The organism is Palleronia rufa, assembly GCF_000743715.1.
In the GTDB taxonomy this organism is placed as follows: Bacteria; Pseudomonadota; Alphaproteobacteria; order Rhodobacterales; family Rhodobacteraceae; genus Palleronia; species Palleronia rufa.
The window spans coordinates 1-23,027 of the sequence record NZ_JQEY01000010.1 but is presented as its reverse complement, the minus strand read 5'-3'; the positions used below and the strand labels follow the sequence as shown (position 1 = coordinate 23,027).

The window sequence follows — 23,027 nt, the reverse complement described above, 5'->3', positions numbered from 1 at the left end:
GGCGCCGGAAAGCGGCGAGGAGACCGGGCGGGAATGGCACTGACAAGAGCGACGCTGTCGAAATCCTTCTACCGGCTGCGGCGGCTTTCGCGCAAGCTCTGGATCCGGTCGGCGCTGATCGCGCTGCTGGCCGTCGTCGCGGCGCTGACCGCCCGGCCGTTGGCATTCCTGATCCCCGACCCGATGGCGGCGGGACTCACCGAAGGCGCCGTCGCCGAGATCGTCCGGATCATCGCCTCCAGCATGCTGGCGGTGACGATCTTCTCGCTGTCGATCATGGTCGCTGCCCGGCAGGCGGCATCGTCCCAGGTGACGCCCCGCACCCACCAGCTGCTGATCGAGGACACGACCACCCAGACCGTCCTTGCCACGTTCCTGGGCGCGTTCATCTTTTCCCTGGTCAGCCTGATCGTGCTGGATACGGGCTATTTTTCCGGCAAGGCGGCTGTGGTGATCCTGTTCTTCACGCTGCTGGTGATCGGACTCGTCGTCATCGCGATCCTGAGATGGATCGACCACCTGAGCGAACTCGGCAGCGTGATCGAGACCACCCGCAAGGTCGAGCATGTCGCCCGGGATGCCTTGCGGCAACGGGTGGAGTGGCCCTGCCTGGGCGCCCGCGCGCTGACCGAAGGCATGCTCGAAATCCCGGTGCGCGCGATGCGCCTTCACGCCTGGTCCACCGGGTATATCCAGCATATCGACATGGCCAGCCTGTCGGAAGCGGTCCGCGCCAGCCACGGGCAGGTCTTTCTGCTGGCGGCGCCGGGCAAGTTCGTCACCGAAGGCCAGCCGCTGCTCTACCATACCGGCGATCTGCCCGAAAAGGCCGTCCGCAGCGCCTTCACGATCAGCGACAGCCGTGTGTTCGACCAGGATCCGCGCTTCGGGGTCATCGTGCTGACCGAGATCGCCCAGCGGGCGCTGTCCCCCGGCATCAACGATCCGGGCACGGCCATCGATGTCATTTCCCGGCTGCAACGCGTTCTTCTGGGGTTCCGGGACGAGGCCGAAGCGAAGAACCAGATCGACCCGCATTACCCCAGTATCTGGATGCCGCCGGTCACCGCCCGCACCCTGCTGCGCGACAGCTTCGAGCCCATCGCGCGGGACGCGGCCGATACGGTCGAAGTTCAGATCCGGCTTCAGAAGGCTCTCGCCGCCCTTGCGGAAGGAAGCGACGCGACCATGGCGGAGGCGGCGCGGGACAGCTCGGCGCGGGCGCTGGAAATGGCGCTCCCGCACTTGCCGCTCGACGCGCACCGGGCGCGGCTGGAGGCGCTGGCCGTCGGCCGCTAGGGGCGGGCCGCCGCCGGTCTGCGTCGTCAAAACGCGCGGCGTCCTTGCACCATCCGTGTCCGTCCGCTACTCCGCCGCCTCCTGGTAGTCCTCCAGCGGCGGGCAGGTACACACCAGGTTGCGGTCGCCATAGACGTTGTCCACACGGTTCACCGGCGGCCAGTACTTGTCCACGCGGAACGCGCCTGCGGGAAAGCATCCCGTCTCGCGGCTGTACGGGCGGTCCCAATCGCCGACAAGATCCTCGACCGTATGGGGGGCGTGCTTGAGCGGATTGGCCTTCGGGTCGCCGCCATTCTCTATCTCGCGGATCTCTTCACGGATCGACAGCATCGCGTCGCAGAAGCGGTCCAGCTCTGCGCAGGTCTCGCTTTCGGTCGGTTCGACCATCAGCGTTCCGGCCACGGGCCAGCTCATGGTGGGCGCGTGGAACCCGTTGTCGATCAGACGCTTGGCGATGTCGTCCACGGTCACGCCGGCGCTGTCGTCGAACGGGCGGACGTCCAGGATGCATTCATGCGCCACCCGGCCGCCCTTGCCGCGGTAGAGCACATCGTAAGCGCCATCCAGCCGCGCGGCGATGTAGTTGGCGTTCAGGATCGCGATCTTGGTAGCCTGGGTCAGACCCTCTCCGCCCATGAGCCGGCAATAGGCCCATGAGATCGGCAGGATCGACGCCGAGCCCCACCGCGCCCCCGACACCGCCCCCTCTCCCCTGCCGCCGAACCCCGGCAGATGCGGTGCCAGATGCGCGCGCACCCCGATCGGACCCATGCCGGGGCCGCCGCCGCCGTGCGGGATGCAGAACGTCTTGTGCAGGTTCAGGTGGCTCACATCGGCACCGATCTCGCCCGGCTTCACCAGCCCGACCATGGCGTTGAGGTTCGCCCCGTCCAGATAGACCTGCCCGCCGTGGGCATGGGTGATGTCGCAGACCTCTCTGACGGTCTCCTCGAACACGCCATGGGTCGAGGGGTAGGTTATCATGCAGGCCGCCAGAGCGTCCCCGGCGGCCGCGGCCTTGGCGCGGAAATCCTCCACGTCGATGTCGCCGCGGGCGGTGCAGTTCACCACGACCACCTTCATGCCGGCCATCTGCGCGCTGGCCGGGTTGGTCCCGTGGGCGTTCACCGGAATCAGACATATGTGCCTGTCGCGCGCGCCATTGGCCTCGTGGAAGGCGCGGATGGTCAGCAGCCCGGCGTATTCCCCCTGAGCGCCCGAGTTCGGCTGCATCGACATGGCGTCATAGCCGGTGATCGCGCAGAGCCGCTCCGACAGGTCGCCGATCAGCTCCGCGTAGCCCGCCGCCTGGTCGGCCGGGGCGAACGGATGGATATTGGCGAACTCGGGCCAGGTTACGGCGGCCATTTCGGCGGCCGCGTTCAGCTTCATGGTGCAGGAGCCCAGCGGGATCATCGCCCGGTCCAGCGCCAGGTCCCGGTCCGCCAGACGGCGCATGTAGCGCATCATCTCGGTCTCGGCGCGGTTCATGTGGAACACCGGATGGGTCAGGTAGTCGCTTTCGCGCACCAGCTCCTTGGGGATCCGATAGCCCGCCTCACCGCCGTCGGCGCAGCCGAACACCTCCAGCAGGCGGCTCACGGTCAGATCCCGCGTGGTCTCGTCCAGGGTGATGCCCAACCGGGTCGCGCCGACGCGCCGCAGGTTGATGCGCCTGTCGGCGGCGGCCTGGAATATGACCTCCCGCAGGGCGCCGCAGTCCACGGTGACGGTGTCGAAAAACGCCTCCGGTCCCACATCATAGCCCGCGGCCTCCAGCGACGCGGCCACGCGCGCGGTCTTGAGATGGATGCGCTGGGCGATCGCCTTGAGCCCGTCCGGACCGTGGAACACGGCGTAGAATCCCGCCATGACCGCCAGCAATGCCTGGGCGGTACAGACGTTGCTGGTCGCCTTCTCGCGCCGGATATGCTGCTCGCGGGTCTGCAGGCTCAGCCGGTAGGCCTTGTTGCCCCGCGCGTCGATGGACACGCCCACGATCCGCCCCGGCATCGCCCGCTTCATGGCGTCCCGGCACGCCATGTAGGCGGCATGGGGCCCGCCATAGCCCATCGGTACGCCGAAGCGCTGCGTCGAGCCCACGGCGATATCCGCCCCCATGGCGCCCGGTTCCTTGAGCAGCGTCAACGCCAGCGGATCGGCGATCACGATACCCATGGCGTCCGCGTCATGCAGGTCGGCGATCAGGTCCGACACGTCGCGCAGCCCGCCGTTCGTGCCCGGATACTGGAACACGCCGGCAAAGACCTCCCCCGCCGCCATGTCGTCGGGCGCGCCGACCACGACCTCCAGGCCCAGGGGCGCGCATCGTGTGCGGATCACCGCGATGTTCTGGGGATGGCAGCCCTCGTCCACGAACACCGCCCGCGCCTTCGATTTCGACACCCGCTGGGCCATCGTGACGGCCTCGGCGGCCGCCGTCGCCTCGTCCAGCAGAGAGGCGTTGGCGATCTCCAGCCCGGTCAGGTCCGACACCATGGTCTGGAAGTTCAGCAGCGCCTCCAGCCGGCCCTGGCTGATCTCCGGCTGATAGGGCGTATAGGCCGTGTACCAGGCCGGGTTCTCCAGAATGTTGCGCTGGATCGCCGGCGGCGTGACGGTGCCGTGAAACCCCTGACCGATCATCGACGAGAACACCGAATTCTTCCGCGCGATCTGTCGAAGCTCCCATAGCAGCTCGCGCTCGGTCAGCGGCGGCCCCAGGTCCAGCGCGGCCTCCTGTCGGATCGCTCCCGGTACGGTCTCGTCGATCAGTGCGTCGAGACCCTGCACCCCAAGCGTCTCGAACATCCTTTCCATCTCTGCGGGAGACGGCCCGATATGACGGCGGTTGGCGAAATCGTAGGGATCGTACCCGGTCGGCTCGAACGGCATGGCTCACTCCTCCGGCACTTTGGGGCCAAGCCCTCGCACCGCTTCATCTTTCCTCAAACATCCCCGCCGGAGGCCCGATTTTTCGTAGAAAAATCGCCCCGCGCGATCAGATGAACTTCTTGTACGCGGCCTCGTCCATGAACTCGTCGAGCGCGGACATGTCCTCGACCCGCAACCTGAAGAACCAGCCGGCGCCCAGCGGATCCTCGTTCACCAGGGCCGGATTGTCCTCCAGCGCCGGGTTCACCTCCACGATCTCGCCGTCCACGGGCGCCAGGATCTCGCTCGCGGCCTTGACGCTCTCGATCACGACGATCTCGTCCTCCTTGGCCACGGTCCGGCCCTCGTCGGGCAGTTCCACGAACACGATGTCGCCCAGCTGTTCGGCGGCGTGTTCGGTGATCCCCACGGTCACGACGTTCTCCTCGTCGTCCTCGGGGCGCAGCCACTCGTGTTGTTCGGTGAATTTCATCGGGGTCCTCGTCTCGTCAGCGTTTGTAGGTGGCGGGGCGGAACGGCATCTGCACGACGTCGACCGGCAGCCGGCGACCCCGCAGCGACCCTTCGAGTTTGGTGCCGATTCCGGCGCGGTCAATATCGACGTAGCCCATGGCGATCGGCCGCTCGACCGACGGGCCGAACCCGCCCGACGTGATCCGCCCCACCGCCCGGTCCCCGTCGAAAAGCTCCACGCCCTCGCGCATGGGCGCACGGCCCTCCGGAACCAGCCCGACGCGCAGGCGCGACGGCTGGCCGTCGATCTCGCGCAGCACCCGCTCGGCGCCCGGAAACCCGCCAGCCCGGTCGCCGCCGGACCGGCGCACCTTCTGGACCGCCCAGAGCACGTTCCCCTCCACCGGTGAGGTGCTCTCGTCCAGGTCATGGCCATAGAGGCACAGCCCCGCCTCCAGCCGCAGCGAGTCGCGCGCCCCAAGGCCCACGGGTTCGACGCCCTCTGCCTTCAGAAGCGCGCGGGCCAGTCTCTCGGCCGCCTCCGCCGCGACGGAGATCTCATAGCCGTCCTCTCCGGTGTAGCCGGAACGCGACACCCAGAGCGTCCCGAAGTCGCTTTCCAGCCGCGCCACATCCATGAACCGCATCGCCGCGGCTCCGGGGGCCACCGCCTCCAGCACGTCCTCGGCCAAGGGTCCCTGAAGCGCCAGCAGCGCGCGGTCCAGCATCCGCACATCGCAGTCGGGCAGCCCGTGCCGCAGATGCGCCAGATCCGCCGTCTTGCACGCCGCGTTCACCACCAGAAACAGATCGTCCGTCCGCCGCGCGATCATCAGATCGTCCAGGATCCCGCCGTTCGGCGCGGTGAACAGCCCGTAGCGCTGCCGTCCGTCTTTTAGCCCGATCACGTCCTGGGGAACCAGCGTCTCCAGCCCGGCTGCCGCCGCCGCGGCGCCGCCGCGATGCGTGACCACGATCTGCCCCATGTGGCTCACGTCGAACAGCCCCGCGCCCGACCGGCAGGCCAGATGCTCCCTCATCACTCCAAGGGGATACTGAACCGGCATCTCATAGCCCGCGAACGGCACCATCCTGGCGCCCAGTTCCACGTGCAGGCCGTAAAGCGGGGTCCGCCTCAACTCCGACATCGGGTCCTCCGGTTGCCAGGGCCGCCATCGCGCCCTTCCGACGTCCCTTAAACCCATCCGCCCGGCATCGCTATCCCTTGGACGCCCCTGGCCCGATTTCGGATCGCACCGGCCCCGCCCTCCGGCGGGTCCGCGCGCCCCGAGATCCGCCCCCCCCTTCGCGCAAGCCGGGCGCCGCCGACAGCCCCCTTGCCATTGCCGCGCCGCCCCCCTTACCTGAGCGCCATGAGCGATCCCCATTTCTTCGGCTACGGCAGCCTCGTGAACCGCCGCACCCATGCCTATGCGCCGGCGCATCGGGCCACCCTGCCCGGCTGGCGGCGCGAATGGCGCGCGACCGCCCTGAGGCCCGCCGCCTTCCTGACCGCCCGGCCCTGCGAAGGCTCCGAGATCGACGGGCTGGTGGCACCCGTGCCCCGCGGCGACTGGCGCCCGCTCGACACCCGTGAGGAAGGCTATGCCAGGATCGACGCGGGCCTCGTGACCCACGCGCTGAGGCCGGCGCCGCAGATCGCGGTCTATTCCATCCCGCCCCGCGACGACGATCGTGCCGGTTGCCCGATCCTGCTGAGCTATCTCGACGTGGTGGTGCAGGGGTTCCTGAACGAGTTCGAAGACGATGGCGTGACGCGGTTCTTCCAGACCACCGACAATTGGTCCCTGCCCGTCGCCGACGACCGCCACGCGCCGCTCTACCCCCGCGCGCAGACCCTCGCGCGCGCGGAGCGGGCGCTGATCGACCGATGGCTGGCACAACTCGGCGTCACCGTGGTCCCCGTGGAAGAGACCGGCCTCGGCCTCGACGCCGCTCCCTGACCCGCAGACCGGAATTTCGGTCCGAAATTCCGCCCCCCCGTTACCCGGAGATCGGCTTTTGCAGCAGCGGCAGGACCCGCGCCATTTCCGGGCCGCGCGCCTGCCCGGTGACGGCCTTGCGCAGCGGCATGAACAGCGCCTTGCCCTTGCGCCCGGTGGCGTCCTTCACGGCATCGGTCCAGAGGTCCCAGCTTTCGGGACCGTAGGGATGGGCGGGCAGAAGCCCCAGCGCCGTCTTGACGAACGCGGGATCCTCGGCACCCGCCAGGGCGTCGCGCCCGTCGCGGAACAGCGCCCACCAGCCGGCCAGATCGGCCCGGGTCCGGACGTTGTCGTGGATCGCGGCCCAGAACGCGGGCGCCATGTCGTCCGGCACGCCGGCGGCGCGGATGTCGTCGGCCATCGCCTCGTAGGGGCGGGCCGCCAGAACACGCGCGGTCAGCGGCCGAAGGTCCTCTTCGTCGAACTTCGTCGGCGCCGCGCCGAAGCGGGTCACGTCGAACCCCTCGACCAGCTCGTCCAGAGAGCCGCGCAACTCCACCGGATCGGAGGACCCCAGCCGCGCCATCAGGCTGAGCAGCGCCATGGGCTCGATCCCCGCCGCACGAAGATCGCGCAGGGAAAGGGTGCCCAGCCGCTTGGACAGCGCCTCTCCCTGGGGGCCCGTCAGCAGCGAATGGTGCGCGAAGTCCGGGTGCCCGTGGCCCAGCGCCGCCATGATCTGGATCTGCGTCGCGGTATTGGTCACATGGTCGGACCCGCGCACCACATGGGTCACCCCCATGTCGGTGTCGTCCACCACGCTCGCCAGCGTATAGAGCACCTGCCCGTCGCCCCGGATCAGCACAGGGTCCGACACGCTGGCCGCGTCGATGGAGATATGGCCCAGGATCCCGTCGGCCCATTCGATGCGCGCCTGATCCAGCTTGAACCGCCACGCGCCGCCGCCGCGCTCGGCGCGCAGGCGGGCCTTCTCGGCCTCGTCCAGCCCCAGCGCCGCGCGGTCATAGACCGGCGGCCGGCCCATGTTCAGCTGTTTCTTGCGCTTGAGGTCCAGTTCGGTCGGCGTCTCGAACGCCTCGTAGAGGCGTCCTGCCGCGCGCAGGGCGTCCGCGGCCTCGGCATAGCGGTCTAGCCGCTCGGACTGGCGCTCGACCCGGTCCCAGGTCAGGCCCAGCCAGTCCAGATCCTCCTTGATCCCGTCGACATATTCCTCTTTCGAGCGCAGCGGATCGGTGTCGTCCAGCCGCAGGATGAACGTGCCGCCCGCCTTGCGCGCGATCAGCCAGTTGAACAGCGCCGTACGCAGGTTGCCGATATGGATGTATCCGGTGGGCGACGGGGCGAAGCGGGTGACGGTCACGGACGGGCCTCCTGAAACTCACGGCTCCTGTCCCACAGCGCGGAGGCCTTGTCCAGAATGGCTCGGCAGGACCGGCCAGCGGGTCGCCAGGTCCGTCCAGCCCGCCGCGGATCCGCTCGCGCAGCGCGGTTTCGTCCACCGTTCCCGGGCGGGTGAGGCAGAGGCAGGACCGACCCTTCCGGTGCGGACCCGGCCGGTCCGGGATCGGGCCGAAATCGGCGTGGCCCGGCATGATGCAGACCGCCAGATTGGCCTTGCGCGGGGCGAGGCCGGTCGCCCGATAGCTGCGGCTCCGCCCGCTGTCGTAGCGACCTCGGCCCGGTATGCCGGGCGACCACAGACCCCGCTGCCGGCCCGTCACCTCGCGGAAGATCGCGTCCCGCCGGTGCGCGTCGTCGCGCCGGCCCTCCGGCGCCACGCCGCCAGGAACGGCCCGGGATCGCGCGCATATCATCCATGGCCCGACCCTAGCACGGGGTGGGCCGCGCACCATATTCCGGCCATGACCGACATTGCCCCCCTGACCGCGCCCACCCTGGACGACATCGCCGCCCTCGCCCATGCCGCGCGCGATGCCCTTCCCGGACCGTTCCGCGCCCCGGCCGCCGGGGTCGCCATCCGGGTCGAGGATTTCGCCCCGGACGCCCTGCTGGACGAGATGCGGATCGACGACGCCTTCGGGCTGACGGGTCTCTACGACGGGATCCCGCTGACCGAAAAATCCCACATGGACCAACCCCTCGGACCGGATACGATCTGGCTCTTTCGCCGTCCGATCCTGGACGAATGGGCCGAGCGCGGCACGATCCCCCTCGGCGCACTGGTCACCCACATCTATGTCCATGAACTGGCCCATCACCTGGGCTGGTCCGACGCCGACATCGCCCGCATCGACCGGTGGTGGGAGTAGGCTCCGGCCCCAGGGGCGCGATCGTCCGATGGACGATCACAAGGCGCGAACGGTCGCGGCGCAAGCCAAGGGCCCCGGCCCCGCTGGGGCGCGACCGGCCGATGGACAATCACAAGGCGCGAACGCTCGCGGCGCAAGCAAAAGGCCCCGGCACCGCAGGGCGCCGGCGTCCGCCGATGGCGCCTGTTCGGTGCGGCTCGACGTCGTCGGGTCGTTGCAGGGGTCGGAGATGGCGCGATTGCGTGTTCCGACACGCGGACAAGGGCCATGCGGCCATCGCGGTCAGACAGGCTCCGGAGCGCACCGCGGCCGGCCGGTCACCGAAATCCGGCCCCCGGCATCGGCCGCGTCCCGCCACAGGGGCCGGCGCGGCGCATGCCATGGCAGGCGGATCGAACGGCGCGCGGCCGGACTCGTCATCGCGGCCGCCAGGACGAAAAACGCCGCCCCCGGGGGCGGCGCCTGCCGGTCGCGGGAAGGCCGGAGCCCTACTTGATCTTGCCTTCCTTGTATTCGACATGCTTGCGGGCGACGGGGTCGTATTTCTTGACGACCATCTTCTCCGTCATCGTCCGCGCGTTTTTCTTGGTCACGTAGAAGTGGCCGGTATCCGCCGTCGAGTTCAGGCGGATCTTGATGGTGGTGGGTTTCGCCATGTCTCTCTCCTCGGGTCGGGCGGCGGATCGCAACCGCCCCGGACCGCAGTCCGTCGATAAAGCCGAAGCCGCTATCTACGCCCCGTACCGCCCCTGTCAACCGGGAATCGCGGCGCTCCCGTCCCGGGGAACCTCCCGGGAGGAGGACAGGATCTTGTCCACGCGGCCGGACCCGTCGTGGACCGGCCTGACCTTCACCGACCAGCGCTTCATCGTGCCCGTCCCGGTCGGGCAGTCGGCCTCGAACCGGTCCGTCTCGCCGTCGAGGGCCCGGCGCACGGCGTCGCGAACCCGTTGCTGACCGCAGATCGGCCAGAGCGTCCACCAGGCCTTGCCGGCGACGCTGGAATGGGCCGCAATCTCCATGGCGCACATGCCGTTGCGGCTCATGTATTCGATCCGTCCATCGGGATCGAGGATCTTGACGCAGTCGGGGGACGCGCGCAGTTGCGCCAACGTGATGCCTTCCGCGCGGCCGTCCAGCGTATGCGCGATCTCCACATCGGGGTCGAACCCATCGGTCATGCCTCTTCTCCCTGGCAAGTCGCAGGACACGACCCTGATCCAGCACAGCTTTACACGGGATTAAGACGCGGCGACAGGACCGGCGGACATGCGCCGCGCGACGGACAGGATCCGCACCACCCGGTTCGCGGGATCGCGCAACGGGGTCATGGTGACGGACCAGTCGCCCGGGAGGCCGCCGGCCTCCGGTCCCTTGCCCCGAACCCGCGCGACCTCTCCCAGCCGGGCCCGGGTGACCGCCTGCCGCATCGCCGGGCGCGCGTCGAGCGGCCACAGATCCCAGCACGCCCGACCGACGACACCCGCACGGGCGAGATCCAGCATCTCAAGCCCCGCATCGCCCATGAAGACGATCATCCCCTCACGGTCCAGGATCGCAAGGCAGTGGGGCGAATGGCGCAGAAAACCGGCCGTCACGAGCGGCACGCAGCCTTCCAGCTCAGAGGTCACGTCCGACAGGTCCGTGGCGCCCTGACCGTAAGTCACACCGTGCACACGTATGAGGCGAAACACACCATACCCATACGCTCACCGATTCGGAGCGGATCTCAAAGAACTTTCTAGCGACGCGGATGGCCTGTAAGCCGGATTCTGTTCCCGAAGACATGCTTCGGGCGGTGACCATTCCTCTGCGCCGGCCGTTGCCGACCGGCTCTAGCTGCCTACCCGGGCCCCGCGGCGGAAGCGGCCAATGGGACCCCTATTCGGCATTGCTCCCGGTGGGGCTTGCCATGCGAAGACCGTTGCCGGCCTCCCGGTGGGCTCTTACCCCGCCGTTTCACCCTTACCATGCACGCATGGCGGTCTGTTCTCTGTGGCGCTATCCGTCGGGTTGCCCCGCCCGGGCGTTACCCGGCACCGTCGCTTCCTGGAGTCCGGACTTTCCTCGCGCACCTTGCAGCGCACGCGGCCACCCGGCCATCCGCGTCCCGCCACCGCCTAATGCCCGCGCGGGCGGCGGTCAATCCGCCTGTCCCGCCAGACCGGCGGCGATGCCGAGGTCGCGCGCGTCGAGCGGTCCGCGCGCCCAGGGCCGGTGGCGGAGCCGCAGCGCCGACAGCAGCGTCGCCGGATCGGCATCGGCGGTGTAGCCCGCACGGACCATGAGCGCGGCGAAATCGCCGGCGCCCTCTCCGCGGGGTGTCGCGGCGGCCAGCCCGGACCGGGCCAGCCGCGCCCAGTCGAACCGCGCGCCGGGGTCCACCTTGCGCCCCGGCGCGCAGTCCGAATGGCCGATCACCCGGCGCGGCGCGATCGCCCAGCGCGCCATGATCCCCGCGACCAGCGCCTCGACCGCGTCCATCTGCGCGGCGGCAAAGGGCATCCGTCCGGTGTTGCAGATCTCTATCCCGATGGACCGGGAATTCACGTCCCGCACGCCGCCCCAGGCCCCCGCCCCGGCGTGCCAGGCGCGCGCGGCCTCGGGCACCAGACGCACCGCGCCGCCGCTCCGGTCCACCAGATAGTGCGCCGACACCTGCGACTCCGGCGCGCAGAGCCAGTCCAGCGCGCGCCCGGGATCCTCCATCGCGGTGTAGTGGAGCACGATCAGGTCGGGCCGCGCCCCGTCGCGCCGCGGCCCGCGATTGGGGGATGCCCTGTGAAGCAGTCTCAGCCCTGCGCCGCGCGGTACGGGGCGGGATCCCAGTCGCAGGCGAAACCGTCGCCGTCGGGATCCAGGCCCAGCGTGTCCGTTTCCGGTCCGCCCGCCGCCAGGAACACCTCCTGCGCCAGATCCGGCGCCGTGTACGCGCGGCACGCCCCCTGGGATCCGTCCCGTTGCAACGCCCCGCTGCGGGAATAGACCGGCTGGCCCAGCGCGTTGGTCGTGGACAACGCGTATTGGACGATGTTGGGCCGGCGGGCGCCGCTCGGGGGTACCGCCCCGGGGTCGGGCTGCAGGTCGCCGGGGCGCTGGCCGGCCAGAGGCGCGGCATCGGCACCCCCGGCCCCGCTGCCCGCGGCGTCGAACGTGCCGGAAGTTCCGCCCAATGGCCCCGCCGGAGCGGCGGCGACGGGCGCCCCGAGCGGCGCGCTGTCTACCGGCTCCGCCGCCGGAAGGACCGGCGCGCCCGCCGCCGAGGGCAGCCCGGCCGCGCGCAGCTCGTCGGCCGAGATCACCGGCTCCGGTGCGGTGCCAGAAGGCGCGGCGGGGCGGGCGATCCCGCGCAGCTCCCGTTCGCGGTCCAGACGCGCGGCCTCATAGGCCTGGTAGTCGCCGTAGACCGCGCCCCGGTCGGTCGCCGCCGGTCGCGCGTCATAGTCCGGATTGCTGTCGGGCACGGCTTCGCAGGCCGACAGCATACCGAACAGGGCCAAGGATCTCACGAGGGTGCGCATCGGGTTCCTTTTACGCTCGCCAAGGCGCTTTTACCACCAGCGCGCCGGTTTGGCCACAAATCCGGCGGCCCGCTCCAGCGCATAGGCCGTGTTCAGCAGATCGCCCTCCTCGAACGGGCGTCCGATCAGCTGCAACCCCAGCGGAAGGCCCGCGGCGTCCTGCCCCGCGGGCACCGAGATGCCCGGCAGGCCGGCCAGGTTCACCGTCACCGTGAACACGTCGTTGAGGTACATCTCGACCGGATCGGCATGCGCCACGGAGCCCAGCGGGAACGCGGCAGAGGGGGTGGTCGGCGTCAGGATCGCGTCGACGCCTTGCGCGAACACCTCCTCGAAGTCGCGCTTGATGAGGGTGCGGACCCGGCGCGCGCGGTTGTAGTACGCGTCGTAGAAGCCCGCCGACAGAACGTAGGTGCCGATCATGATGCGGCGCCGGACCTCGGGGCCGAAGCCCTCGGCGCGGGTCTTTTCGTACATCTCGGTGATCCCGTCGCCCTGGTCGAGCGCGGCCCGCCGCCCGTAGCGCACGCCGTCGTACCGCGCCAGGTTTGACGACGCCTCGGCCGGGGCGATCACGTAATAGGCAGGCAGGGCGTGGGCGGTATGCGGCAGCGACACGTCCACGACCCGGGCCCCCGCATCGGCCAGCATCTCGCGGCCGCGCGACCAGAGCGCGTCGATCGCCTCGGGCATGCCGTCCACGCGGTATTCGCGCGGGATGCCGATGGTCTTGCCGCGGATGTCGCCGGTCAGCGCCGCCTCGAAATCCGGCACCGCCATGTCCACAGAGGTCGAATCGAGCGGATCGTGCCCGGCCATGGCGCCCAGCAGGATCGCGCAGTCGCGCACGTCGCGGGCCATCGGCCCGGCCTGGTCCAATGAGGAGGCGAAGGCCACGATCCCCCAGCGCGAACACCGCCCGTAGGTCGGCTTCATCCCGGTGATGCCGGTCAGCGCGGCGGGCTGGCGGATCGACCCGCCGGTGTCCGTTCCCATCGCCCCCAGGCACAGGTCCGCCGCCACCGCCGCGGCCGACCCGCCGGACGATCCGCCCGCCGTCAGCGCCGTGTCGCCGGCCCTCCACGGGTTCACGGTGGCGCCATAGACGCCGGTTTCGGTGCTGGAGCCCATGGCGAACTCATCCATGTTCAGCTTGCCCAGCATCACCGCGCCGGCCTCCCACAGCTTCCGCGTCACCGTGCTTTCGTACGCGGGCCGGAATCCCTCCAGGATCCGGCTCGCCGCCTGGCTCGCCACGCCGCTGGTGCAGAACAGGTCCTTGATCCCCAGCGGGATGCCCCGCAGCGCGCCGGCGCCGCCCGCGTCCGCCGCGCGGGCCTGCTCCAGCGCCCTGTCGGGCGTCTTGTGAACGAACGCCCCCAGCGCGTCGGCGCCCTCGACCGCGGCCAGGCATGCCTCGGTCAGTTCGACGCTGGTGATCTCGCCCCTGCCCAGCGCGTCGCGCGCCGCCGCGATGGTCATCTCGTTCAAGGCCGTCATTGGGACCGTCCCGCCTGTCTTTGCTGTCCTGGACTACACGCTTTGCCCGCGCGGGGCCGCCTGTCGCTACTCGACCACCTTCGGCACGGCGAAGAACCCTTCGCGCGCGTCGGGGGCGTTGGCCAGCACCGCAGCCTGCCGGTCGCCGTCCGTCACCGTATCCGCGCGCCGCTTGAGGCGCTGCGGCGTCACGCTGGTCATCGGCTCCACGCCCTCCACGTCCACCGTCTGCAACTGCTCGATGAAGCCCAGGATGGTGTTGAACTCTCCGGCCAGCGCGGAAAGCTCGTCCTCCTCGACCCGGATGCGGGCCAGTTTCGCCACCTTGCGGGCGGTCTCTGCGTCGATCGACATGGGGTGCCTCGTCTGCCTGGGGCGGGATGCGTCGTGGGCGGCTTTACCCCCGCGGGCGCTGCGCATCAAGGCGGTGGCGGCGCAGCACGGTGATCATCCAGCCCAGCATCGCCGCGTTGAGCAGATGCCAGGCGAAATGCGTGCCCATGGGAAAAACCGCGCAGAGCGCCATGTCCGCGGAGCGCGCCACCAGCGACACCGCCAGCGTCCCCGCCCCCACGGCCAGCCCGGCGGAGACGTCCGGCAGCCGCCGCCGCAGCCCTAGGGCGTAGAGCGCGATCAGCAGCGGCACGGGCCAGTAGGGCGCAGACACCGCAAAACCGGGCAGCGCCGCAAAGATCCACCCCGTGACCGCGGCGTAGGGCACGAAGGCCGCCGTTCCCGCCGCGGCCGCCCAGACCGGCCAGCCCAGATACTGCCGGTTCGCCGCGTAGATGTACGTCAGGATGAACAGCAGGATCGGCGCTGTGTCCGCCAGACCCGCCCAGCGGGTCGCCAGGGTGTGGAACAGACCCGATCCCACGCCGATGGCGAACAGGATCGCCGCCAGGACGCGCTCGACCCCGCGGGCGTTGGGCCAGAGCCACGCCGCCACCGCCAGAAACGCCAGGTTCGTGACCGCGTTGGTCGGCTCGGCCCAGATCCCCGGTCCCAGCCTCTCGCAATATCCGTCGACCACGGCGGTCCAGTCCATGCGCGTCTCCCGGTCCTGCCCCGCGGGGGATCAGACGGGGAAATGGTCCCCGCCCCGGCCGGGGTCCAGGGGTGCGACCCGATCGCCCACCGCGACGCACCCCGGCGACAGGACGCTCGCGTACCAGCCGCCGTGGCCGCGCACCGCGCTGTAGCCGCCGGGGCCGAAGGTTTCCTCCATCCGCGAACACGGCGGGCACGGACCCTCGACCCGCAGCACCGCCCCGCCCAGCGACAGCGCCGCGCCGCGAAGTGCTGCCAGGTTCAGGCCGGACACGGCGATGTTGCGGCGCAGATCCTGTGGCGCCACGGTCTCGCGGCCCAGAAGCGCGGCGATCACCGGCAGATGCTCGGCCTGGATCAGCGTCACCGCGCGCTTGCCCGCCCGGCCGTGGTCGCCCTCCAGCCCCGCCGCGGCGACCGTGGCGCGCTCCACCGGCGCGACCGCCGCCCGCCGCGCCGCCCTGAGCCCCATCCAGGCCACGCGTCCGGCCTGCGCATGGCGCGCCATCATCGCGCGCATCCCGCTCATGGCCGGACGCCTACCGTCCGCGCGGGGCCGCCCCGGATCGGAACGGGCCTGTCGGAGCGCGGTCCCCGGTCCGCGGCGGCCGCCGGGGCCCCCTTGCAGCCCGGAACGCGATGTCGGCGTGCTCGTCCCGCCATGGTCTTGCAGTCCCCCGGATCTTTTCGGCAGGGTCCGGTTTTCTGGAAACGCTGTCCAGCCGCCGGACGCGGCAAACCGCGACCCCGGAGAGAGCCGGCAGCGAAGGCCGCGCGCGGCGGCGCGGACATGGCGACCGGTCCCCTGACGGCAGTCGACGTCCAGGGGTGCCGCGGACACCCGGCATTCGCGGGCTTGCGTCCGGGTCGCTCTGCACCGCCTCACGCCTCGGGGTCGCGGGAACCGAACCGCGGCCCGTCTGTTGCGCGGGGCAACATGTCGTTGGCAGGTTCGTCGTCCCATGCAAGTCTTCAGTTGTCCGGTCTGCGGTTCGCCGGTCTATTTCCACAACCTGGCCTGCCGGTGCGGGCAGGCCGTGGCGTTCGACCCGGAACGCCAGGAGATGCGGATCGACCTGCCGTTCTGCTCCCACCGCGACGACATCTCCTGCAACTGGGTGGCCGAGACCGGCGGCTTCTGCCGGTCCTGCGCCATGACCGTGATCGTCCCCGACCTGCGCGAGGCCGACAACCTGCCGCTGTGGGACCGGACCGAGCAGGCCAAGCGCTGGATGCTGGCGAACCTGTCGCGCTGGGGCTGGTTCGGGCAGTCCGACACCGGCCCGCGCCCGGTCTTCCGGCTCTTGTCGGAGGTCACGGCGGCGGGCGACGCCAGGGTCGTCATGGGCCACGCCAACGGCACCATCACCATCAACGTGACGGAAGCGAGCGAACCGGTCCGCGCCGACCGCCAGGAGAAGATGGGAGAGCTCTATCGCACCATGATCGGCCACATGCGGCACGAAATGGCGCATTTCCTGTTTCTTCGGCTCAGCGGCAAGGACGGTTTTCTGCCCGGGTTCCGCGCCCTGTTCGGCGACGAGCGGGCGGATTACGGACAGGCGCTCAGGGCCCATTACGGCAAGCCCGCTCCGCCGGACGAGGACCACATCACCAGCTACGCAAGGTCGCACCCCCATGAGGACTGGGCCGAGACCATCGCCCATCTGCTGCACCTGGTGGATTTCCTCGACAGCGCGGCCCTCACCCGGCTGACCCTTCCCGACGGTCCGGCGCCCGGCTACGACGCCTATGCCGAGACGGAGACCGAGCGGCTTCTGACCTCGGCCATCGCGCTGTCGATCGCCGTCAACCATGTCAACCGCGCGCTGGACCTGCCGGATCTCTACCCGTTCGTGCTGGGACAGGGCGTGCGCAAGAAGCTGGCCTTCGCGCACCGGCACCTCAAGACCGGCGCGGGCTAGGACTTCCGGCGACGGCCCGGCGGCGCGGGAACGCCACCGGCGCAGGCCTGCGCGGACACGCCCGGTTCCACGTCCCGGCGGCCCGCCAGCGCCAGCACCGCGACCGCATCCCGCGCGGCGATGGCGGGGCGAGGGCGGGGTGCCACCCGTGGCCGCCGGCGTCCCCGGTCCGCAGGGCCCGATCCCGTGGATCGCCGGCGGTCTGACGTCGCGGCCGGGGATCGTCCCGGCCCGGCGCCGATAACCCCTGCCCCGGCCGCACCTGACAGCCGGCCGGTCCGGGCTATGTTGCCGGCGATCCGCATCCGAAGGGAAAATCACCGATGATGAACCGCCGTCACCTGCTTGCCGCCGGCGCCGCCCTGCCGCTGGCCCCGGCCACCGCCCGCGCCGAAAGCCATCGGGCCGCCGCCGCCCCCCAGGGCCTGGCCGACGCCCAGCGGTTCGAGGTCGGGGAGATCGCCGTCACCGTCCTGTCCGACGGCGCCATCCGCCTGGGGCCGGAGGTGCTGCAGGGCATCGACGCCCAGGGCTACGCCACGCTGATGGAGCGGCAGTTCCGCGATCCCGAAACCTTCCGCGCCGCCGTCAACGGGTTCCTGGTGGAGACCGGCGACCGCAGGGTGCTGGTCGATGCGGGCAGCGGCGGCGCAATGGGGCCGGACCTGGGGCGGCTCATGGCCAACCTCTCGGCCGCCGGCACCGCGCCAGAGGATATCTCGATGCTGCTGGCCACGCATCTCCACCCCGACCATGTGGGCGGCGCGGTCAACGACGGCGGGGCGGTGTTTCCCAACGCAGAGCTGGTGGTCCACCAGGCCGACCGGGACTTCTGGTCCGGCACGGCGCCCGACGGATCCGAGAGCTTCTTCGCCCTCGCCCAGTCGGTGCTGGCGGCCTACGGCGACCGGCTGCGCATCCTGACCGGAGAGGAGGAGGTGATCGCGGGCATCGATGCCCTGCCGTTGCCCGGACACACGCCCGGCCACACGGGATACCTGCTGACCTCGGGCGACGCGTCGCTGCTGATCTGGGCCGACATCGTCCATGTCGCCCCGGTCCAGCTGGCCCGGCCCCAGGTCACCATCGGCTTCGACGTGGCACCCGACACCGCCGCACAGACCCGCGCGCGGATCCTCGACCGGGCCGTGGCGGACCGCTTGATGATCGCGGGCTCGCATATCGACTTTCCCGGCATGGGCCACATCGCCCGGGCCGAGGAGGGGTTCCGCCTCATCCCCGCGCCCTACCCCTACAAGGCCTGAACGGCGGGACGGAGGACAGCCGATGCCACACGCCACGACCCGCCTGCCGGATGCCCAGCGCCTCAGCGTGGGCGGCATCCGCATCACCGCCCTGTCGGACGGCCCGCTGCCGCTGGGGCGCGACGTCCTGACCGGCATCGACGCGCCCGAATACGCCCGCCTGCTGCGGCGCGATCACCACGACCCCGACACCTGGCGCTCCGGGCTGAACGCCTTCGTCATCGAGACGGCGGGCCGCACCGTGCTGGTGGATGCGGGCGTCGCCGGCAGGATGGGCGACCGCACCGGACGCGTCCCCGACAACCTGGCGGCGGCGGGCTTCGCGCCGGGCGACATCGACACGGTGTTCGTCACCCATCTGCACCCGGACCACATCGCCGGACTGCTGGACGGGGGCGGCGCGCGGTTTTCCAACGCGACGCTGCGCGTCCACGGGGCCGACCGCGACCATTTCGCCGGCGACGACCTGCCCGACGCGGTGCTCGCGGCCTATGAGGTCGAGACCTTCGCGGCCGGGATCGACATCGCCCCCGGCCTGCGGGCGCTGCCGCTGCCCGGTCACACGCCGGGACATTCGGGACTGGAGATCGCGGATGGCGATGCGACGCTGCTGCTCTGGACCGACATCGTCCACATCGCGCCGGTGCAGCTGGCCAACCCGGACGTGGGCACGACCTTCGACGTCGATCCCGACCGGGCCCGCGCCACGCGCAAGGCGCTGCTCGACCGGGTCAGCGCGGACGCGACGCCGGTTCTGGGCAGCCATGTCACCTTTCCCGGCGCCGGGGTGATAGAGCGCCTGGCCGAGGGCTTCGCCCTGCGCCCCCTGCCCTACACCCATGACGGCTGAAAGCGGGCCGCCGGTGCGGACGGTCCGCGCCCTGCGGCGGCACGGGGGACAAGGGGCGGGCGCTTGCCTCGCACGGCGATTGCCGTAGGGTCGGGGGCAGACCCTGCCATACGAAGGAGCCTTCCCCATGCGCCGCCTGTTGCCAGCCCTTCTTCTTGTCGCCGCCCCGGCGATCGCCCAGCAATCCGCCGATGCGGTGGACCCCGAAGCCGGCGCCGGCGCCGAAACCGGCACCGCCGCATTCGAGGGCCTGCCCCAGCGCGTCCAGGACGCGCTCGCCGCCAAGGCGGAGGGGCGCCCGACCCAGGCGCAGGACTGGATGGTGGCCGCCGCCAACCCGCTGGCGGCGGAGGCCGGCGCCAAGATCCTGGAACAGGGCGGATCGGCGGCCGACGCCATGGTGGCCGTCCAGACCGTGCTGGGCCTGGTCGAGCCTCAGTCCTCAGGGCTTGGCGGCGGCGCGTTCCTGGTCTGGTACGATGCCGCAACCAAAGAGCTGACCACCCTCGACGGCCGTGAGACCGCGCCCCTGGCCGCCACGCCGGAGTTGTTTCTCGACGACGCGGGCGAACCGCTGAAATTCTTCGACGCGGTCGTGGGCGGCCTGTCGGTGGGCACGCCCGGCACGCCCGCCCTGATGCAGATGGCGCATGACAAATGGGGCAAGCTCGACTGGGCGCCGCTCCTGTCGGAGGCCACGGCGCTGGCCCGGGACGGCTTCGCCGTCTCGCCGCGCCTGGCCTCCCTCGTGGCAGAGGACACCGACTACCTGTCGCGCTTTCCGGCCACCGCCGACTACTTCCTGCCGGGCGGCACCCCGGTCGCCGCAGGCGACATGCTCACCAACCCCGCCTATGCCGACACGCTCGACGCCATCGCGCAGGGCGGGGCAGAGGTGTTCTACACCGGTGAGATCGCGCAGGGCATCGTCGATACGGTGACGGGGGCCGAAGGCAATCCCGGCGTCCTGTCGATGACCGACCTGGCGATCTACGCGCCCAAGGAGCGCCCGGCCGTCTGCGCCGCCTACCGCGGCCGCGACGTCTGCGGCATGGGCCCGCCCTCTTCCGGCGCGCTGACCGTCGGCCAGATCCTGGGCATGCTGGAGTCAACCGGCATCGCCGATCTCGCCCCCGACGATCCGCAGGCGCTGCGCCTCTTGGGCGATGCCTCGCGCCTCGCCTTCGCGGACCGGGGCATCTACATGGCCGACAGCGACTACGTCCCCATGCCCACCGACGGGCTGGTGGCGCCCGGCTACCTGCAATCCCGCGCGACGCTACTCGAAGGCGACACCGCGCTGGAACAGGTCGAGGCCGGCAGCCCGGAATGGTCCCACGCCATGGACCTCGCGCCCGACATGTCGCTCGAACTGCCGTCCACCTCCCATATCTCCATCGTGGACGCGGAGGGCAACGTGCTCTCCATGACCACCACGATCGAGAACGGCTTCGGCTCGCGCCTCATGGCGCCGGGCGGGTTCCTGCTCAACAACGAGCTCACGGACTTCTCCTTCGCCACCCAGCAGGACGGCACGCCCATCGCCAACCGGGTGGAGCCGGGCAAGCGTCCCCGCTCCTCCATGTCGCCGACCATCGTGATGCAGGACGGCGCCCCGGTGCTGGCCATCGGCTCTCCCGGCGGCTCCCGCATCATCGGCTACGTGGCCCAGGCGATCCTCAATTACGTGGACTTCGGCATGGACGTGCAGCAGGCCGTCGCCGCCCCCCACGCGGTCAACCGCTTCGGCACCTACGATCTGGAACAGGGGACGCCGATGGCCGATCTGGCCGGTCCCCTGGGCGAGATCGGCTATGAGACGGAGGTGCGCGAACTGACGTCGGGCCTTCACGCGATCGCCATCGGTGACACGCTGCAGGGCGGTGCCGACCCCCGGCGCGAAGGCATTGCGCTGGGCCAGTGATCGCTGCACTCTGACGGGCGCGCGGCCCCCGTGCGCCCTGACCCAGTGACCGGAAGGACTGCCATGAAGATCGCGATGATGGCGCAGAACGCCAATCTCTACTCGCACAAGCGCATGAAGGAAGTGGCCGAGGCCCGCGGCCATCAGTTCGACATCATCAAGACCCTCGGCTGCTACATGAACATCGCCTCCCGGCGACCGGACATCTACTACAACGGTGAGAAGCTGCCCCGCTACGATGCCGTCATCCCGCGCATCGGCGCCAGCGTCACGTTCTACGGCCTCGCCGTGCTGCGCCAGTTCGAGATGCAGGGAGTCTTTCCGCTGAACGAGAGCGTCGCCATCGGCCGCTCGCGCGACAAGCTGCGCTCGATGCAGCTCATGGCGCGCGACGGGATCGGCCTGCCGGTGACCACATTCGCCCACGACCCCAAGCAGACCGAAGAAGTGCTCAAGCTGGCCGGGGGCGCGCCCACCGTGGTCAAGCTTCTCGAAGGCACGCAGGGTATCGGCGTGGTGCTGGCCGACACCGACCGCAGCGCCAAATCGGTGATCGAGGCGTTCCGCGGCGCCAACGTCAACATCATGGTGCAGGAGTTCATCAAGGAGGCCGGCGGCGCCGACATCCGCGCGCTGGTGGTCGGCGGCAAGGTCATCGCCGCGATGAAGCGCACCGGCGCAGAGGGTGAGTTCCGCTCGAACCTGCACCGCGGCGGCTCCGCCCAGCAGATCAAGATCTCGCCGGAGGAACGCTCCACCGCCATCCGCGCCGCCAAGGCGATGGGCCTCAACGTCTGCGGCGTCGACATGCTGCGCGCCAACCACGGCCCCGTGGTGATGGAGGTCAACTCCTCCCCCGGCCTCGAAGGCGTCGAAAAGGCCACCGGCATCGACGTCGCCGGCAAGATCGTCGACTTCATCGAGAAACACGCCAGGGAAGGCGACACCAAGACCAGGGGCAAGGGCTGAGCGCGGGGGGCAGCCCCCCCGGCCCGACGCCACCCGCCCGGCCCGCCGCCCCGCAGACCGCACCCCGCGATCCGGGGGCTGCCTGGCGGGCTGAACCGCCGTCAAGCGCAAGCCGTCACGGATGCGCCCGTTGCCCGACCGCCTTGCCGGCGCCCTGCTCAAAACGGCGAAGCGCCGCGACGAGCGGTCCCCGGTCCCGGCCCGCGTGGCCGGGCGCCTTCGCAAGCGGAAAAATGAACCGCATTTTTAGTAGTTTCTCGCCAGCCGCGCGTGACGAATGCCGATCCGGTCAGCTAGAATACCTTTCGACAGTCGATTTGCCGGATCGCCGGGCGGCGCAAGGCTGCCCTGATAAAAAGAGAGATTTGAAAGATACAGTCATACGGGAGTCCAGGGCCGGCCGGACCGCTCCCTGATCAGCTTCGATACGATGAACAGACACGTTGTAAATATCGGCGGCGACAACCCGTCCGACAGGAAAATCGAGTCGCTGCAGGCGCTCCGGGCGGCGGCGGTCCTGCTGGTCGTGCTGTTCCACCTGAACGTATATACCGTTACCGACATTCTCGGCAGACAGCCGCTCTGGAACGGATTCGACATGGGCTACGCCGGGGTCGAGATTTTCTTTGTCCTGTCCGGCTTCATAATGTTTCACGTTCATTCCGGTGATTTCGGTCGGCGCGACCGTTTCGGCCCGTATATATCGAAAAGAATGACGCGAATATATCCGTTCTTCTGGATCGCCCTGTCGGCGATTGGACCTGTCGCGGTTTGATGCCGCTCCTTTGATAGCATTTACTGCAACAAAGGAGGCGAACTATGGGATTGAAACGGACGGACGAATTCCGCCAGGATGCGGTGCGTATTGCGCTGACCAGCGGGCTGACGCGCAAGCAGGTGGCTGATGATCTGGGCGTTGGAATGTCGACGCTGAACAAATGGATCACAGCGCATCGAGACACGAACGTGGTTTCACAAGAGGATTTGGACCTCGCCAAAGAGAATGAGCGGCTTCGACGTGAGATCCGGCTTCTCAGGGAGGAGAGGGAAATCCTAAAAAAGGCCACCCAGTTCTTCGCGGGCCTAAAGCAATGAGATTTAGGTTTGTCGAGGAACACAGGAACACTTTCCCAGCC

Annotated in this window: 22 protein-coding genes, 1 other RNA gene and 1 pseudogene; 10 read left to right on the top strand and 14 right to left on the bottom strand. The window is 70.0% G+C overall.

The features are described 5' to 3' along the window. The first annotated feature begins 33 nt into the window (after positions 1-33). Entirely contained in the window at positions 34-1,299 is a 1,266-nt protein-coding gene (locus KW83_RS12880) for a DUF2254 domain-containing protein (protein WP_036179506.1), read from the top strand. Between the two features lie 66 nt (positions 1,300-1,365). On the opposite strand, the gene gcvP is transcribed toward KW83_RS12880, so the two are convergent. The 3 genes from gcvP to gcvT all read right to left on the bottom strand — a co-directional run bounded on the left by gcvP (position 1,366) and on the right by gcvT (position 5,798). Next, a complete protein-coding gene (gcvP, locus tag KW83_RS12875) occupies positions 1,366-4,197 on the bottom strand; it encodes an aminomethyl-transferring glycine dehydrogenase (protein ID WP_036179503.1) in 2,832 nt (943 codons plus the stop codon). A 106-nt stretch (positions 4,198-4,303) separates the two neighbouring features. Next, positions 4,304-4,669 carry a glycine cleavage system protein GcvH gene (gcvH, locus tag KW83_RS12870; protein ID WP_036179500.1) on the bottom strand — a complete coding sequence of 122 codons (366 nt, stop codon included), beginning with the start codon at positions 4,667-4,669 and terminating at the stop codon, positions 4,304-4,306. Between the two features lie 16 nt (positions 4,670-4,685). After that, positions 4,686-5,798 (bottom strand): glycine cleavage system aminomethyltransferase GcvT, encoded by a 1,113-nt coding sequence (gcvT, locus tag KW83_RS12865; RefSeq protein WP_036179498.1) that lies wholly within the window; start codon positions 5,796-5,798, stop codon positions 4,686-4,688. Positions 5,799-6,023: 225 nt separating this feature from the next. Here gcvT and KW83_RS12860 point away from each other — a divergent pair, with 225 nt between their 5' ends. Next, positions 6,024-6,614, top strand: a complete 591-nt coding sequence (locus KW83_RS12860; protein ID WP_036179495.1) for a gamma-glutamylcyclotransferase family protein — start codon at positions 6,024-6,026, stop codon at positions 6,612-6,614. A gap of 40 nt (positions 6,615-6,654) precedes the next feature. Here the strand turns inward: KW83_RS12860 and gltX are convergent, their stop codons facing one another. Next, complete coding sequence (gene gltX / locus KW83_RS12855) at positions 6,655-7,977, bottom strand: glutamate--tRNA ligase (protein ID WP_036179492.1); 1,323 nt, start codon at positions 7,975-7,977, stop codon at positions 6,655-6,657. A 502-nt stretch (positions 7,978-8,479) separates the two neighbouring features. Between gltX and KW83_RS12850 the strand changes: the two genes are divergently transcribed. Further along, positions 8,480-8,887 carry a metallopeptidase family protein gene (locus KW83_RS12850; RefSeq protein ID WP_036179490.1) on the top strand — a complete coding sequence of 136 codons (408 nt, stop codon included), beginning with the start codon at positions 8,480-8,482 and terminating at the stop codon, positions 8,885-8,887. A 488-nt stretch (positions 8,888-9,375) separates the two neighbouring features. On the opposite strand, the gene rpmG is transcribed toward KW83_RS12850, so the two are convergent. The 10 genes from rpmG to KW83_RS12805 all read right to left on the bottom strand — a co-directional run bounded on the left by rpmG (position 9,376) and on the right by KW83_RS12805 (position 15,487). Then, a complete protein-coding gene (gene rpmG / locus KW83_RS12845; protein ID WP_009572866.1) occupies positions 9,376-9,543 on the bottom strand; it encodes a 50S ribosomal protein L33 in 168 nt (55 codons plus the stop codon). A 96-nt stretch (positions 9,544-9,639) separates the two neighbouring features. Further along, positions 9,640-10,068 carry a PAS domain-containing protein gene (locus KW83_RS12840; protein ID WP_051928491.1) on the bottom strand — a complete coding sequence of 143 codons (429 nt, stop codon included), beginning with the start codon at positions 10,066-10,068 and terminating at the stop codon, positions 9,640-9,642. 60 nt (positions 10,069-10,128) lie between these two features. After that, on the bottom strand, positions 10,129-10,554 hold the full coding sequence (locus tag KW83_RS12835; RefSeq protein ID WP_152563583.1) for a PAS domain-containing protein: 426 nt from the start codon (positions 10,552-10,554) through the stop codon (positions 10,129-10,131). Between the two features lie 78 nt (positions 10,555-10,632). Continuing rightward, positions 10,633-10,994, bottom strand: an RNA gene (gene rnpB, locus KW83_RS19270) — RNase P RNA component class A. A gap of 35 nt (positions 10,995-11,029) precedes the next feature. Continuing rightward, complete coding sequence (locus KW83_RS12830) at positions 11,030-11,716, bottom strand: N-acetylmuramoyl-L-alanine amidase (protein WP_081904613.1); 687 nt, start codon at positions 11,714-11,716, stop codon at positions 11,030-11,032. After that, positions 11,680-12,408 carry a hypothetical protein gene (locus KW83_RS19230; RefSeq protein ID WP_051928490.1) on the bottom strand — a complete coding sequence of 243 codons (729 nt, stop codon included), beginning with the start codon at positions 12,406-12,408 and terminating at the stop codon, positions 11,680-11,682. The genes KW83_RS12830 and KW83_RS19230 overlap by 37 nt, the downstream gene beginning before the upstream one ends. Positions 12,409-12,438: 30 nt before the next feature. Beyond that, positions 12,439-13,908, bottom strand: a complete 1,470-nt coding sequence (gatA, locus tag KW83_RS12820; protein ID WP_036179486.1) for an Asp-tRNA(Asn)/Glu-tRNA(Gln) amidotransferase subunit GatA — start codon at positions 13,906-13,908, stop codon at positions 12,439-12,441. A gap of 66 nt (positions 13,909-13,974) precedes the next feature. After that, a complete protein-coding gene (gene gatC, locus KW83_RS12815) occupies positions 13,975-14,262 on the bottom strand; it encodes an Asp-tRNA(Asn)/Glu-tRNA(Gln) amidotransferase subunit GatC (protein ID WP_036179484.1) in 288 nt (95 codons plus the stop codon). A gap of 43 nt (positions 14,263-14,305) precedes the next feature. Further along, positions 14,306-14,956, bottom strand: coding sequence for a membrane protein (locus tag KW83_RS12810; protein ID WP_036179482.1), 651 nt, complete (start codon positions 14,954-14,956; stop codon positions 14,306-14,308). 30 nt (positions 14,957-14,986) lie between these two features. After that, entirely contained in the window at positions 14,987-15,487 is a 501-nt protein-coding gene (locus tag KW83_RS12805) for an MOSC domain-containing protein (protein ID WP_051928489.1), read from the bottom strand. A gap of 433 nt (positions 15,488-15,920) precedes the next feature. Here KW83_RS12805 and KW83_RS12800 point away from each other — a divergent pair, with 433 nt between their 5' ends. From KW83_RS12800 to KW83_RS12770, 7 genes and pseudogenes are all read left to right on the top strand, one after another. Next, positions 15,921-16,883, top strand: a complete 963-nt coding sequence (locus KW83_RS12800; RefSeq protein WP_036179479.1) for a zinc-binding metallopeptidase family protein — start codon at positions 15,921-15,923, stop codon at positions 16,881-16,883. Positions 16,884-17,206: 323 nt separating this feature from the next. Next, positions 17,207-18,148, top strand: coding sequence for an MBL fold metallo-hydrolase (locus tag KW83_RS12795; protein ID WP_036179477.1), 942 nt, complete (start codon positions 17,207-17,209; stop codon positions 18,146-18,148). A 22-nt stretch (positions 18,149-18,170) separates the two neighbouring features. Then, positions 18,171-18,998 carry an MBL fold metallo-hydrolase gene (locus KW83_RS12790; RefSeq protein WP_036179474.1) on the top strand — a complete coding sequence of 276 codons (828 nt, stop codon included), beginning with the start codon at positions 18,171-18,173 and terminating at the stop codon, positions 18,996-18,998. Positions 18,999-19,125: 127 nt separating this feature from the next. Then, complete coding sequence (ggt, locus tag KW83_RS12785) at positions 19,126-20,922, top strand: gamma-glutamyltransferase (RefSeq protein WP_036179471.1); 1,797 nt, start codon at positions 19,126-19,128, stop codon at positions 20,920-20,922. Positions 20,923-20,985: 63 nt separating this feature from the next. Beyond that, the gene (gene rimK, locus KW83_RS12780; RefSeq protein WP_036179468.1) at positions 20,986-21,891 is read left to right on the top strand and encodes a 30S ribosomal protein S6--L-glutamate ligase; all 906 of its coding nucleotides are present in this window, start codon (positions 20,986-20,988) and stop codon (positions 21,889-21,891) included. Between the two features lie 430 nt (positions 21,892-22,321). Beyond that, positions 22,322-22,666 (top strand): acyltransferase family protein, encoded by a 345-nt coding sequence (locus KW83_RS12775; protein ID WP_036179465.1) that lies wholly within the window; start codon positions 22,322-22,324, stop codon positions 22,664-22,666. 44 nt (positions 22,667-22,710) lie between these two features. Further along, positions 22,711-23,027 (top strand): annotated as a pseudogene (locus KW83_RS12770) (transposase); the annotation flags it as partial.

Excerpts from the sequence above, each read along its gene's own strand:
- KW83_RS12880 (WP_036179506.1), top strand. The coding sequence starts at position 34 with ATGGCACTGACAAGAGCGACGCTGTCGAAATCCTTCTACCGGCTGCGG.
- gcvP (WP_036179503.1), bottom strand. The coding sequence starts at position 4,197 with ATGCCGTTCGAGCCGACCGGGTACGATCCCTACGATTTCGCCAACCGC.
- gcvH (WP_036179500.1), bottom strand. The coding sequence starts at position 4,669 with ATGAAATTCACCGAACAACACGAGTGGCTGCGCCCCGAGGACGACGAG.
- gcvT (WP_036179498.1), bottom strand. The coding sequence starts at position 5,798 with ATGTCGGAGTTGAGGCGGACCCCGCTTTACGGCCTGCACGTGGAACTG.
- KW83_RS12860 (WP_036179495.1), top strand. The coding sequence starts at position 6,024 with ATGAGCGATCCCCATTTCTTCGGCTACGGCAGCCTCGTGAACCGCCGC.
- KW83_RS12850 (WP_036179490.1), top strand. The coding sequence starts at position 8,480 with ATGACCGACATTGCCCCCCTGACCGCGCCCACCCTGGACGACATCGCC.
- rpmG (WP_009572866.1), bottom strand. The coding sequence starts at position 9,543 with ATGGCGAAACCCACCACCATCAAGATCCGCCTGAACTCGACGGCGGAT.
- KW83_RS12840 (WP_051928491.1), bottom strand. The coding sequence starts at position 10,068 with ATGACCGATGGGTTCGACCCCGATGTGGAGATCGCGCATACGCTGGAC.
- KW83_RS19230 (WP_051928490.1), bottom strand. The coding sequence starts at position 12,408 with ATGCGCACCCTCGTGAGATCCTTGGCCCTGTTCGGTATGCTGTCGGCC.
- gatA (WP_036179486.1), bottom strand. The coding sequence starts at position 13,908 with ATGACGGCCTTGAACGAGATGACCATCGCGGCGGCGCGCGACGCGCTG.
- gatC (WP_036179484.1), bottom strand. The coding sequence starts at position 14,262 with ATGTCGATCGACGCAGAGACCGCCCGCAAGGTGGCGAAACTGGCCCGC.
- KW83_RS12810 (WP_036179482.1), bottom strand. The coding sequence starts at position 14,956 with ATGGACTGGACCGCCGTGGTCGACGGATATTGCGAGAGGCTGGGACCG.
- KW83_RS12805 (WP_051928489.1), bottom strand. The coding sequence starts at position 15,487 with ATGAGCGGGATGCGCGCGATGATGGCGCGCCATGCGCAGGCCGGACGC.
- KW83_RS12800 (WP_036179479.1), top strand. The coding sequence starts at position 15,921 with ATGCAAGTCTTCAGTTGTCCGGTCTGCGGTTCGCCGGTCTATTTCCAC.
- KW83_RS12795 (WP_036179477.1), top strand. The coding sequence starts at position 17,207 with ATGATGAACCGCCGTCACCTGCTTGCCGCCGGCGCCGCCCTGCCGCTG.
- KW83_RS12790 (WP_036179474.1), top strand. The coding sequence starts at position 18,171 with ATGCCACACGCCACGACCCGCCTGCCGGATGCCCAGCGCCTCAGCGTG.
- ggt (WP_036179471.1), top strand. The coding sequence starts at position 19,126 with ATGCGCCGCCTGTTGCCAGCCCTTCTTCTTGTCGCCGCCCCGGCGATC.
- rimK (WP_036179468.1), top strand. The coding sequence starts at position 20,986 with ATGAAGATCGCGATGATGGCGCAGAACGCCAATCTCTACTCGCACAAG.
- KW83_RS12775 (WP_036179465.1), top strand. The coding sequence starts at position 22,322 with ATGAACAGACACGTTGTAAATATCGGCGGCGACAACCCGTCCGACAGG.